This is a genomic window from Cysteiniphilum sp. QT6929, assembly GCF_030035755.1.
GTDB classification, from domain to species: Bacteria; Pseudomonadota; Gammaproteobacteria; order Francisellales; family Francisellaceae; genus Caedibacter; species Caedibacter litoralis.
In genome coordinates, this window is sequence record NZ_CP103983.1 from 1,485,904 (window position 1) to 1,498,911 (window position 13,008).

A 13,008-nucleotide genomic window follows, 5' to 3' on the forward strand; every position below is an offset into this window, starting at 1 on the left:
GCGACTTAAGTCGCTGTTTCTTATGTTTATCTATTTAGCTTAGCGCAACATTGCCACATTAGTATCCCCAAGTTGGTATGCATAGCAGACCATATTTTTTGGTGATAAGTGCGTAAATTGCGCACCTATCAGCTGTGTGCCCCTTAATAAATCCAATGCAACTTGCAATCTCGGCAAGGTGATTAATGACATTTCATCAACGCCTTGATCAATTTGCGTAATTAAGTCATTTAACTCACCTGCTTGCGCCTGATAGGATGCATCAATCATCATATTATTTGCTTTCATTTGTGCGTCACTATAGTAAGCAACTGGCACCTCGGCATTAAACGTAAATTTATTGTCTTTACAATTTAATGTGATATTACTAGGAACATGTAAGGCTGATCCTGGCGCGACCAATTTAAATTCCATAACACTCTGTAATAGTTTATTTAATGCATTCTTAATCTCTAGGGACATCCCTGACTCTTCAGTTTTTTCTACATACTCACCCGCTTGTTGTGCCCCCCCGCTTTTAATGAGTGTATCCAAGTGGTCTAATACGCTACCTAAACTGCAATTCTCATCTACCAATTGAGCTTTTTCTAATAGTGATTCATTACTTGTAATTCTCGCTTCATCAACATTGGTTTGCGGGTGGTAAATCTCAACATATGAGCGAATATTAATATTGCCTGCCAGCTGAATTGGTTGGTCTAATAGTAAGCGACCAATAATATCTGCAGCCCATGCTTCAAGTTTATCCTCATCTGGAGTCTCAAATGCATAAGCAGCAACAGTATATCTATTAGCTGCAACTAATGCTTCCCCGCTACTGTTTTCTCGTTTTTCAGTCAATTTTTTCTCAAATTTAGAAATCTTACCTGAGGATTCATCAAAATATAAACTAACTAAATAGTTATCACGATCATTGCTTTCATTATTTAGATCTCGTCTATCAATATAAGCGATAGTCATGGGCGCAACCGCAATCGGTGCCAATGGTACTTCACTCATATCTTTTGAAATTGACATCCTACCTAGATCTTCTTGCTTAATCGTATTGTTCTTTACATCATAAAATAATGCAAAAGCCTCCTCGTTATCACCGTTATAAGCCACTGTATGTTGAGCCGCAATAACTCCCCTCATACTTAACAACTCTAAAGTTTTATCAATACCGTGCTCTGGACTTATCATATGCACTAAACTGCCATCATCTGATTGAACGATTAAAGTACCTTTTTCTGACTGATCTAAACTAAAATACTCTGGGTAGCCATATTCCTCTAGTCCTTCTGGATAACTAACCTCTTTAACAGTGTTAGCAGTAAGGTTTAGATAAAATACTCGTCTAGCCACCATGTCAGGAATTTCAGGCTCCTCAATTGCTATTTGCTCAGTCACAATCGCAATATTTTGCCCAATTTTCGGCATGTCAATCAGACTAAAATCACCACCTTCAAGCATCTTCCATCCAGATAATATGCCATTATGCACAAAAGCTAATTTACTGGAGTCACCTTTTCTTATTAGAATTGCATTTTGACTTGTCTTAATATGATCAATGCCGGCAAGATCACCTAAATTAACTTTTGTATGCTTTTGCGCATCCCTTTGATAAACACCGCTATTACTTCCTGCATCAATCACCACAAAATTTGATTCTTTGTCTGCCTTAAATTTTTCTTTGTTACCTACTGAGAACTCAGTAATATCCACGGCAAAATTCATTGGTTTTTGCGCTTGATCTAAGCCCACAAAACGCATTTTTTCATCCGTTGGATCAAAATAATAAAAACCACCCTGAGTCATCCATTGATCCAGAATTTCAATGCCTTTGCCTTGATCCAGACACAACCACTCACTGTCTTGAAATTTGTAGAAATAATTTTTCTCAGCTGAAGTTAACTCCTCATATTGCTTGGTTTGGTCACTACCACCATTTTCAACCACCACAATACATGAACCCATATTGTAGGTTTTAACAATCTTGCCAAATAATCCTGGGATCACCTCAACATTGACGGTTTTACTATTGATTACATCATCGCCACTAACTTCTAGTTGATGCGTACCTACTGATACGGCTTTGCTTTTAGAGCCAGAGCCATCATTAGCAGCTAAAGCAAAGTCACAGCGATAACTATTAGCTGCATTTACTTCACAGGTTTGTGTCGCAAAGCGATTAGCTTTATCCTCTGATTTGTCGCGCAGTGTCAAGGTAAAGCTATGACTTGCCCCTAGCGCAAGCGCTTGTGGCGTTACCTGTGCAGTTAATGCTGTGCTATTATCCGTTTGTGTAACAGTTGCTGTCGATAATTGCGCGCTACTAATCTCTGCTTGGACACCCGCAGATTGCGAGCCGCCTTGTGGTGTACCTGGGGATGAGCTGCACGCTGCCAATGTTGCAACCATCGCACTTAATGAACTTACTCTGTAGGCTAATGATAATTTATTGCTCATGGTACTATCTCCTCTTACATCAATCTTAACTTTGTCAGCAAATTCTGTTTTGCTGCTCTTGTGTTAAGTTTGACGCGAATGATAAATAAAAACAGAGCCTTTGAGTAAACCATCAAATTGATATAGTATATGACCTTGGTCTATTATCTCAGTCATTTACATTTCTGCCTTTTCATATACATAAGTGCCAAACAAAGACGACAATGAAGCCACTAAAAGTCTATAATGCGATCATATAAACATGCAAAATGGGGGTATCACATGCATTACAAAGTTTTATATGTCGAAGATGATTTAACAATTGCCGAAATTGTGAAATCATTTATGCAACAAAAGCTCATTGACATCAAACACTTCAACAAGGCACAACCAGCGCTTATTGATTTTGAGCAAAACAGCTATCAGCTTGTTATTCTTGATTTAAACTTACCTGATATCTACGGCTTAGATGTTTGTAAGCAAATGCGCCTATTAAGCCCGAAAACACCGATATTGATACTCTCTGCCAATATTGGCGAAACCAATCGCATCATCGGTTTAGAGTCTGGCGCTAATGACTATCTAGAGAAACCTTTTAATCTGCATGAGCTATATGCGCGCATTAAAAACCTTATTCAATTCTCAAGCAAGGCACCCTCCCAAAAGAAATATCAATATGCCGTTTTTAATTGTTTACAATTTAATTTGAATCATAAAACGCTAAGTGATGAGCATGGCAAAAAAGATATTTCACTAACCAAAGCTGAGGCTTCAATTCTGGATTTACTGATCTCACGCCAAAATCAATTGATTAGTAAATACGATATTGCTGAAATATTAGGACTTACTGATCAAGCGGATAGTCGCAGTGTTGATCAGCTTATCGGACGTATCCGCAAAAAAATCAATGACCCGACAGGACAAATCATTCGCACCATTCGTGGTCATGGCTATATTTTCTTAGGCTCGATTCAGTTTAAATAGCTTTTGTCTTAGATACGCCTATGAACCTAAAGGTCTAACGCATATCCCAACTTGCTATTTATTTTTTATACGGCAAGATAGCGCCTAATATTTATAGCGCATTTAAATTTATGTCTTACGATAAAACACTGACAGTGTCGAAATTGACACTCATGAACATCACCGCAATCATTAGCCTAAGCTCCATCGCCTTTATGGCAACCATTGGACTGGCCTCTATTTTCTTTTATCTTTTAGCTGCGATCTTTTTTCTGATTCCGAGCGCGCTAGTCTGCGCTGAATTAGGCGGCATGTTAGTGAAAGATAATGGTGGCGTATACACTTGGGTTAAGCGCGCATTTGGTGAAAAAACCGGCTTAATCGCAATCTGGATGGAATGGTTTAATAACGTTATAAGCTTCCCTGCCAGTCTCTCGGCAATTGCTGCCACGATTGTTTATATCGGCTTTGATCAGATCGAACATAGCAAGCTCACCCTCTGCCTTACGATGCTTGCCATTTTCTGGTTATTAACACTGTTTAACTGTTTACCGATGCGTCGTGTTGTCATTCTTAATATCATCGGCGCACTCTTAGGCATGATTTTACCCGGTGTATTGCTGCTTGCTGGCGCGATTTATTTTCTGATCATGGGACAAGATAATGCCCACTTTAACCACTTCCATAATTGGTTACCTGAGTTATCATTTGTGACTTTCGCACTCTTTGTTAAAACTTTGGCGAGCTACTCAGGCATTCAAGCAACAAGCTTTCATGTTAAAAATGTGCACAACCCCAAGCGCAGCATCCCTAAGGCAATGATCTTATCAATTGTGATTATTGTGCTACTGTCGATCATCTCAACACTTGCCTTAGTGATTATTACACCTCAAAGCTCAATTAATCCGATGAGTGGATTAATTCAAGGAATTAGTGCTGTACTTAACCTTGCCGGTCTTGGTGAGTTTAAAGGGCTTATTGCCTTACTTATCGTCATTGGTATGATCGCAGCCCTTAGCACTTGGATGTTGGGACCCGCTCGCGCCATGCAAGAGGTCGCTCAACAGAAACTTTTACCTCAAGCTTTTGCCAAGCTTAACAATAATCACATGCCAACCAATGTGCTTTTGATTCAAGGTGTTATTGGCAGTCTGCTATCCTTTGTATTTTTGTTTATGCCAACAATTCAATCTGCCTTTGCATTATTGATCGCATTAACATCACAGTTTACGGTTTTTATGTGGATCCTGGTGTTTGCTGCTGCCATGCGTTTGCGTTATAAAGAACCGCATATTGAGCGAATTTTTCATGCTGGCTCAAAAAACAATCTACTTTTAAACATTATTTGTATTTTTGGTATCCTAGCTTGCTTGAGTGGCATTTTCTTAGGGATTTTTCCGCCCGCTTTTTCACACATCCAAAACATTTATGCTTATGTTACGACTATCGTTATTGCTGATATTATCATTATTCTTATTCCCTTTTTATGGATCTGGTTACGTAGGTATCAACCATAGCACTTCCTTGCATTAAAATAGGTTTACACCATACCACTCATGAATCACTTTGCCGTGTTTAATGTCAAAGAAGTTTTTGATAATTTTGAGTCATTGGATTGCAGGTAATAGCAAGGACTATTAGCAATATCAAATGACTCAAAAGAACAAGAAATTCAATGACAGAAAGGCTGTAAAATGGTTTATGGGTGGTATATAGTGCTATAGGGAAGGTATAAAGATAGAAAGGAAATCTCATGACAAACAAGAAACTCACTCGCAACATCTTAATTGGTATGGCATTAGGCATTATCGTTGGGCTTATTTTTCACCCCTTTGCTGATGGCTATTGGGTTAAGACCTATATCAGCGGTGGGGTATTGCATCTCGGGGGTCAAATATTTCTGACATTAATGAAGATGCTTGTTGTGCCATTAGTCTTTGTATCCATTGTTTGTGGTGCAAGCAACGTGGCTGATCCTAAAAGCTTGGGACGCATTGGTGGCAAAACGATTATCTTATATGTTTGCACTACTGCCATTGCCATCACATTGGCAATTGTGGTGTCACTTCTGTTTCAAGTTGGCAAAGGTGCGAATATTTCAACGGAAAACTTGAGCTTTCATGCAGCGCCTGCACAAAGCTTTTTAGAAACCATTTTAAGCTTATTTACAGCCAACCCCATTAATTCATTAGCAGAAGGACATCTATTACAAATCATCATCTTTGCACTATTGTTTGGTATTGCCATTAATTTTGCTAAAGAAGCCGGTACACGCATCAAAAACTGGTTTGATGATATTAATGAGGTGATCATGTCACTCGTAAGCATTATTATCGCACTAACGCCCTATGGCGTATTTGCGCTGATTGCTAAGCTTGTCATCACCACTGATCTTAATAAGTTTGTTTATGTATTGGGTTACTTCTTTACCGTACTCATTGTGCTGTTTATCCATCTTTTTATTACCAATGGCATTCTTGTGGGAATATTAGCACGCCTAAACCCCATTACCTTCTTTAAGAAAATGCTGCGCGTGCAATTATTTGCCTTCTCTACAGCAAGTAGTAATGCAACCTTACCAGTGACATTAGAAACCGCTGAGAAAGAGATTGGCATTAACAATAAAGTCGCAAGCTTCACCATTCCCTTAGGCGCCACAATCAACATGGATGGTACTGCCATTATGCAGGGTGTAGCTACTGTGTTTATAGCACACATATACAACATTGACTTAAGTTTAGGGGCTTACCTTATGGTCATACTCACCGCTACCTTAAGCTCAATTGGTACTGCGGGCGTCCCAGGTATTGGTTTAATTACGCTAACATTGGTACTAACCCAAGTCGGCTTACCGATTGAGGGCATTGCACTTATTATCGGTATTGATCGTATTCTTGATATGGTCAGAACGGCTGTTAATGTCACAGGTGATGTTTCTGTGACTGCTGTTGTCGCTAATAGTGAAAAACAGATTGATCGTGATATCTACTACCAATAGAGAGGATATTCTAATGCAAAGAAAGCTTGAACATATTCGTAGTATTGAGCAAATGAGAGCCCGTTACCATAAAAAAGTACCTAAGATGTTTGCGCAGTATTGCGATTCAGGTTCTTGGGACCAAAATACTTATCATGCCAATGAAAGAGATTTTCAGAAATATTGCTTTAGACAACGCGTTCTTGTCGACATAAAAGAGCGTACACTTGCAACAAATATCCTTGGAACAAACTATACAATGCCTGTCATTTTAGCCCCGACGGGGCTTTTAGGTATGCAGCATGCCGATGGCGAAATTCTAGCGGCAAAAGCAGCCGAGCGCTTTGGCATCCCTTATACGCTCTCCACGCTGTCCATTTGTTCTTTAGAGGATGTTGCCGAAAAAGTCAGCGCACCATTTTGGTTTCAATTATATGTCATGAAAGACAGAAAATTTACCCGTGAGCTCATCAATAGAGCCAAAGCAGTCGGGTGCTCTGCACTTGTTTTGACTGTTGATTTGCAAATGATTGGTGAGAGACATGCTGACTTTAAAAATGGTTTATCTATCCCCCCAAAACTTACTTGTAAAAACCTTATCAATATGGCTACAAAATTTAAATGGTGGTCTAAGATACTTACAACGTCTCGCAGAAATTTTGGCAATATAGTAGGACATGTTAATAATCTTGATAATCTATCCTCTTTAAGCAGCTGGGTATCAGACCAATTTGATCTTTCTCTCAACTGGAACGATATAGCATGGATCAAAGATCAATGGCAGGGTCCAATTATTATTAAAGGCATTCTGGATGTTGATGATGCGCACAAAGCAGTTGCCTTTGGTGCTGATGCGATTGTTGTATCTAATCATGGTGGGCGCCAACTTGATGGCGCTCTATCATCTATATCTATGCTCAACACGATTAATCAAGCAGTTGGCAATAAGCTTGAAATTTTGCTTGATGGGGGCATCCGTTGTGGACAAAATTTATTAACAGCAAAAGCACTAGGCGCTCGTGCCGGAATGATTGGACGCGCTTTTATCTATGGGCTTGGCGCATATGGCGAAGATGGCGTTCGACGCGTTTTAGAAATTCTTTATGATGAGCTAGACAAAACCATGGCATTTTGTGGTCATACAAATATTAATTACATTAATCAAAATATCCTAGCCCAATCAACTTTTTAATCTCATTTTCTTGACTAAACGCCAAAGTTTTACTTTTTTTACTTATATGCAGTAAATTTATTAGTGATCGATTATTTTTTATGATATAAAAACGCCCTAATAAAAAACTAACTCGTTAATGGAGGCACACTATGCTGACAGAGAAAGAACTACTGAATATGTCTGAAGATGCATATATGAATGAAGAGCAGTTGGCTTTTTTCAAGGAACTATTACTTCAGCAAAAACAAGAGTTAAGTGAAGCAATTGATGATGCAAAGAAAAGCTTGGCTGAGTCTGAACGCAACACCGATTTAAACGATGTTGCTACTTCTCAGGAAATGCAACAGCTATACTTACGCACTGTTGATCGTCAAAGTAAATTACTGCGCAAAGTTAATGAGTCACTAAAGCATATTGAAAATGGTGAATACGGTTATTGTGAGCTAACTGGTGAGCCAATTGGTGTGCAGCGTTTACTGGCACGTCCAACCGCGACTTTATCGGTACAAGCAAAAGAAATTCAAGAACATCAAGAAAGGACGCAAGGCATTATCAAAGCCTAATTACGGTTATTTTTTATCAGGATGATCCCCTTTATTAGCCATATGATTTGGATCATCACTGATCTCTTTGTATTTTCCTTTTTCAATTTTATCATCGACATACAATGTAAAGCGGTAACCAACATACATTGAAATCGCCAGCATAATTATAATTGTGATATACCACATAATGGTTCCTCTATTAACTTAGTAGAATGTATGATTGTTTTGCTCTAGGTCGCTTTTATCAAGCTTAGACTTACCGCGCCATGCAGCACTAAACCCCCAAAACTTATAAACAACAATCAATACCATAAAGGCAAACGTAATATACAGCATGCCCATTAAACTATATTCAGATGCTGATACATTCCAAATCGTTAAACTTTGGCTACCAAAACCGCCTGCGCCTACCCAGTTAGAAGGGACAACAAATGGAAACAAAGCAAATGCTGCAGAGCATAGAATTGCAGTAATAGCCAAAGCCGAGCACCAATAAGCGATAGTTTCATTTTTCTCTTTGGTAATGGCAGCGAGTAACAACATCACATAACATAAAACAGGGGCTAACCACATCCACGGATGAAGAGCGTAGTTATGTAGCCATCCACCCGTAACCACATCGACCTGTGTGTTAAACGCAAGACTTGCTGGCGTGTCCGTGATAATCATCCCAGGGATAACATATGCCAACATAATCAAGCCAATGGTAACAAGTAGTAAATTAATGAGGATAAACAGATTAGATAAACGGCGAAAACGCAAGCCTAACTCACCTGCCAAGCGACGATTTAAATGCAAACACGCATGCATCAACACCATGCTTAATGCTAATAACGCACACAAAATGGCAAAAGGTGAGAACACACTGGCAAAGGCATTGCCGGCATATACCGATCTTAATAAAAAGTCATCATGATAAAACGGTAAACCATGAAATAGCGCACCAAGCACTAGACCAAAGATAAGCACTGGAATAAAGCTACTGATAAAAAGACTCCAATCCCAGAATTTACGCCAACCATCGCCATCGAGTTTACTGCGATAATCAAACCCAGGTGGGCGCAGGAAAAAGGTAAATAGCACTAACAATAATGCCGGATATAATCCTGAGAAAATCGTGCCATAGACGGCTGGCCAGATACCAAATAAAGCACCACCACCAATAACAATCCACGTTTGATTGCCATCCCACGTAGGGGCGATAGTATTTAACGCCAAACGTCTCTCAACATCATTTTCTTTAAAGCCTTTATGCTTAGACATAAAGGGCATTATAATCGTCACTCCAAAGTCGCAACCTGCGGTTGTCGCATAAAGGATAAGAACCAGAAGAATAATTGCCCACCAGATAATTTGTAAGGTCATATAATCAAATAACATTATTGATGCTCCTTATAATCATAATTACCATTACCTAAAGACCGTGGTCCCTTGCGAGCAACCTTGAACATGACAATTAATTCCACAACAAATAGTCCAACATATAGCAATGCAAAAAAAGCAAGGCTCACCACAATATTCCACGACGCCAAGGTCGACGCGCCCATACTTGTTGGCAATATTCCGTGCACCACCCATGGTTGGCGTCCCATTTCAGCAATAATCCAACCTGCTTCAGCGGCAATATACGGTAATGGAATGGCAAAAACTGCTAGCCACAAAAACCAGCGATACTTTAGGAGCGTGCGGCGTAATACATGCACTGCGCCAAAAACCATAACAAAAAACACCATTGCCCAACAAGCTAGCATCACTCTGAAGCTCCAATACACTGGCCAAACCTCTGGAATAGTATCCTTGACAGCCTTAGCAACTTCTGCCGCACTTGCATTATGTGGGTCTTTGGCATGCGCCTGCAATATAAAGGCATAACCAATATTGTCACGATACTTTTTTGTCTCTGGATTTTTCGGGTCAAAGATATCAAAATCATGCGCAGTTCCTTGACCTGATCTAATTTTTTCCAGAGCTTTTAACGCTACCAATCCATCGTAAATACGATCTTTATTTTCACGCATAATAGGCTTAAGCCCTTCAACTGTTGCAGATAAGCTGTGTCCTGCAATTAAGCTCAACATCCATGGAATTTGAATCTCAAAATAATTTTTCTCATGCTCCTGTGATGGAAAAGACACAGCAGACCAGGCAGCAGGTGCCTTTTGTGTCTCCCACTGCCCTTCAATCGCAGCCATTTTAGCGGGTTCATATTTATCAACGGCAAGACCATTAGCGTCCCCCAAAAAGAAAATAAAAATTGAGGAACATAAACCAAAGCCAAGACCTACCGCAAGCGAACGCATTGCAAATCCAGTATTTCTCTTGCGCAACAAATACCATGCGCTAATACCAACAACAAATGCAGCCGATATCAAATATCCAGCGAAAGCAACATGACCAATGCGAATTTGTGCCAACTCCTGCATATAGATTTGCACAAAGCTCGTTAACTGCATCTGCATTGTCTCAGGATTTAAAAACGTCGCTACCGGATGCTGCATCCAACTATTGGCTACTAGGATATTAACAATTGATAAATTTGTACCCAATGCCAAGAAAAAAGTAATCAATAAATGCGTTTTTTTACCCACTTTATTCCATGTAAAGAAAAACAAACCAAAAAGTGTGGCTTCCGTCATAAATGCCGTCAGTCCTTCAATGGCTAATATTGTGCCAAAACTTTCACCAACAAAACGAGAGAAATACGCCCAGTTTAAGCCAAACTCAAACTCCATGGTAATCCCTGTGACAACGCCCATCGCAAAGTTAATTGCAAAAAGCTTGCCCCAAAATTTGGTCATATCTTTGTATACTTGTTTACCTGTTTTGACATAGGCAGCCTCCATAATAAATAGTATCCACGACAAACCAAGTGTTAATGGTACAAAGACAAAATGGAATAGAGCTGTAAATGCAAACTGGCCGCGCGATAAATCGACAAATAATTGTGTCATATCCATGCGTGCACACTCCCAATGTGTTAATAAAATTTTATTGCTCGATTGTAGAGATTTACCCACCTATTGCAAGTTTAACAGCAGTTTAATTTCTTATGCATTAAATAAAGTAAATTTATTGCCATCCATAACAAGCTGAGTAATAAATCAAGAATAAGTTGCGTCAGCTATTACCTCTCCCCTTGCGGGAGATGTCGTGCAGCTTAAGCTGCACGGGTGAGGGGAATAATTAAAGATCAACTTATTTTTGAATTGTTACTTAGTGAGTCCTGGTGGATATCATTATTGAAGTTACGTGCTTTCTCTATTTCAACACCCCGCCTCGTAAACTCGGCACCCCTATTGAAAAGAGGGGAATAAAATCACCATTGCCTAATTCCCCTCTTTTCAAGAGGGGTGGCAGCCGTAGGCTGACGGGGTGTTTATAAAGTCATAGTTTTTTCTAAAGTGCGTAACTTCAGTTATTACAAACTATAATACATCTGAAACTCAACTGGATGCGGCGTCATATTAAGCTTCTGCACTTCTTCCATTTTCAAATCGATATAGGCATTAATCATATCATCTGAGAACACGCCACCTGCGGTTAAGAACTCACGATCCTCATCCAAAGCAGCAAGTGCCTCTTCTAGCGAGCCTGCCACTGTTGGGATATCAACAAGTTCTTCAGGCGGTAAGTCATATAGATTCTTATCCATCGCTTCACCCGGATGGATTTTATTTTTAATGCCATCAATTCCTGCCATAACCATGGCTGAGAACATTAAATAAGGGTTAGCTGTTGGATCACCAAAGCGCACCTCGATGCGACGTGCTTTTTCACTATTAACAAAAGGAATGCGAATAGATGCCGAGCGGTTACGTGCTGAATATGCCAAAAGCACTGGCGCTTCAAAGCCTGGCACTAAGCGCTTATAGCTATTGGTTGATGGGTTGGCAAATGCATTTAACGCCTTAGCATGTTTGATAATGCCGCCAATATAGTAAAGCGCTTCTTCTGAAAGTCCGGCATAACCATTACCCGCAAATAGGTTTTTACCACCCTTTGAAAGCGATTGATGGACATGCATACCCGAGCCATTATCCCCCGGAATCGGTTTTGGCATAAAAGTCGCACTTTTACCAAAGCCGTTAGCCACATTGTGTACAACGTATTTAAAGACTTGTGTTTGATCGGCTTTGTCGACTAAAGTTGAAAACTTAGTACCAATTTCACATTGACCTGCCGTTGCTACTTCATGATGATGCACTTCGACTTCTTGCCCTAACTCTTCCAAAATAGAGCACATCTCTGAGCGAATATCTTGCAATGAATCAACCGGTGGCACAGGGAAATAACCACCCTTAACGCCAGGCTTATGCCCATTATTGCGACCACCATGCAGATCATTAGTACTCCACGCTGATTCATTACTTCTGATTTTATACTCAGAACCTTCCATATCTGACTTATAAGTCACATCGTCAAAGATAAAAAACTCAGGCTCCGGACCAAAAAATGCGGTATCAGCAATACCCGTTGACTTGATATAAGTTTCACAACGCTTTGCGATTGAACGCGGATCACGATCATATGCCTGCATTGTTGCCGGCTCTAAAATGTCACAACGAATAATCAATGTCGGCGCCTCAAAAAACGGATCGATCAACATGCTTGATGCATCTGGCATCAAAATCATATCTGATTCATTAATTCCCTTCCAACCCTCAATAGAAGAACCATCAAACATTTTGCCATCAGTGAAAAAATCCTCATCGACAGCGCGCACAGGAATGGTTACATGTTGTTCTTTGCCTTTTGTATCGGTAAATCGAAGATCGACAAATTCGATTCCATATTCACTAACCATGGCTTGATAATGTGTAAAGTCAGACATACTAATAACGCTCCTTGAGATTTGGTTGATAGTTTTACCGCGATCTATTCTATCAGAGTTTTTTTGCAAAATTTAGCAAGATTTTCAAGGA

The 13,008-nt window shown here is 39.8% G+C and carries 10 protein-coding genes; 5 read left to right on the plus strand and 5 right to left on the minus strand.

Annotated features, from left to right (window positions below; translation table 11 throughout):
• Nucleotides 1-39 precede the first annotated feature (39 nt).
• On the minus strand, nt 40-2,448 hold the full coding sequence (locus tag NYP54_RS06435; RefSeq protein WP_283155817.1) for a hypothetical protein: 2,409 nt from the start codon (nt 2,446-2,448) through the stop codon (nt 40-42).
• Between the two features lie 261 nt (nt 2,449-2,709).
• On the opposite strand from NYP54_RS06435, the gene NYP54_RS06440 reads away from it, so the two are divergent.
• The 5 genes from NYP54_RS06440 to dksA all read left to right on the plus strand — a co-directional run bounded on the left by NYP54_RS06440 (nt 2,710) and on the right by dksA (nt 8,104).
• Complete coding sequence (locus tag NYP54_RS06440; protein WP_283155818.1) at nt 2,710-3,411, plus strand: response regulator transcription factor; 702 nt, start codon at nt 2,710-2,712, stop codon at nt 3,409-3,411.
• A 110-nt stretch (nt 3,412-3,521) separates the two neighbouring features.
• Nucleotides 3,522-4,907, plus strand: a complete 1,386-nt coding sequence (locus NYP54_RS06445) for an APC family permease (RefSeq protein WP_283155819.1) — start codon at nt 3,522-3,524, stop codon at nt 4,905-4,907.
• Between the two features lie 236 nt (nt 4,908-5,143).
• A complete protein-coding gene (locus tag NYP54_RS06450; protein ID WP_283155820.1) occupies nt 5,144-6,388 on the plus strand; it encodes a dicarboxylate/amino acid:cation symporter in 1,245 nt (414 codons plus the stop codon).
• A gap of 13 nt (nt 6,389-6,401) precedes the next feature.
• Nucleotides 6,402-7,559 (plus strand): alpha-hydroxy acid oxidase, encoded by a 1,158-nt coding sequence (locus NYP54_RS06455; protein WP_283155821.1) that lies wholly within the window; start codon nt 6,402-6,404, stop codon nt 7,557-7,559.
• A 131-nt stretch (nt 7,560-7,690) separates the two neighbouring features.
• The gene (gene dksA / locus NYP54_RS06460; RefSeq protein ID WP_283155822.1) at nt 7,691-8,104 is read left to right on the plus strand and encodes an RNA polymerase-binding protein DksA; all 414 of its coding nucleotides are present in this window, start codon (nt 7,691-7,693) and stop codon (nt 8,102-8,104) included.
• Between the two features lie 6 nt (nt 8,105-8,110).
• On the opposite strand, the gene NYP54_RS06465 is transcribed toward dksA, so the two are convergent.
• The 4 genes from NYP54_RS06465 to glnA form a co-directional block, all read right to left on the minus strand.
• Nucleotides 8,111-8,272: a hypothetical protein gene (locus tag NYP54_RS06465; protein ID WP_157968165.1), complete on the minus strand. Its 162-nt coding sequence runs from the start codon at nt 8,270-8,272 to the stop codon at nt 8,111-8,113.
• Between the two features lie 18 nt (nt 8,273-8,290).
• Nucleotides 8,291-9,466, minus strand: coding sequence for a cytochrome d ubiquinol oxidase subunit II (cydB, locus tag NYP54_RS06470; RefSeq protein WP_283155823.1), 1,176 nt, complete (start codon nt 9,464-9,466; stop codon nt 8,291-8,293).
• On the minus strand, nt 9,466-11,043 hold the full coding sequence (locus NYP54_RS06475; RefSeq protein WP_283155824.1) for a cytochrome ubiquinol oxidase subunit I: 1,578 nt from the start codon (nt 11,041-11,043) through the stop codon (nt 9,466-9,468). The genes cydB and NYP54_RS06475 overlap by 1 nt, the downstream gene beginning before the upstream one ends.
• Nucleotides 11,044-11,504: 461 nt before the next feature.
• A complete protein-coding gene (glnA, locus tag NYP54_RS06480) occupies nt 11,505-12,917 on the minus strand; it encodes a glutamate--ammonia ligase (RefSeq protein WP_117001486.1) in 1,413 nt (470 codons plus the stop codon).
• Nucleotides 12,918-13,008: the final 91 nt, after the last annotated feature.

Bases quoted from the DNA above. Each gene is read 5' to 3' on its own strand.
- NYP54_RS06435 (WP_283155817.1), bottom strand. From the start codon at position 2,448: ATGAGCAATAAATTATCATTAGCCTACAGAGTAAGTTCATTAAGTGCG.
- NYP54_RS06440 (WP_283155818.1), top strand. From the start codon at position 2,710: ATGCATTACAAAGTTTTATATGTCGAAGATGATTTAACAATTGCCGAA.
- NYP54_RS06445 (WP_283155819.1), top strand. From the start codon at position 3,522: ATGTCTTACGATAAAACACTGACAGTGTCGAAATTGACACTCATGAAC.
- NYP54_RS06450 (WP_283155820.1), top strand. From the start codon at position 5,144: ATGACAAACAAGAAACTCACTCGCAACATCTTAATTGGTATGGCATTA.
- NYP54_RS06455 (WP_283155821.1), top strand. From the start codon at position 6,402: ATGCAAAGAAAGCTTGAACATATTCGTAGTATTGAGCAAATGAGAGCC.
- dksA (WP_283155822.1), top strand. From the start codon at position 7,691: ATGCTGACAGAGAAAGAACTACTGAATATGTCTGAAGATGCATATATG.
- NYP54_RS06465 (WP_157968165.1), bottom strand. From the start codon at position 8,272: ATGTGGTATATCACAATTATAATTATGCTGGCGATTTCAATGTATGTT.
- cydB (WP_283155823.1), bottom strand. From the start codon at position 9,466: ATGTTATTTGATTATATGACCTTACAAATTATCTGGTGGGCAATTATT.
- NYP54_RS06475 (WP_283155824.1), bottom strand. From the start codon at position 11,043: ATGGATATGACACAATTATTTGTCGATTTATCGCGCGGCCAGTTTGCA.
- glnA (WP_117001486.1), bottom strand. From the start codon at position 12,917: ATGTCTGACTTTACACATTATCAAGCCATGGTTAGTGAATATGGAATC.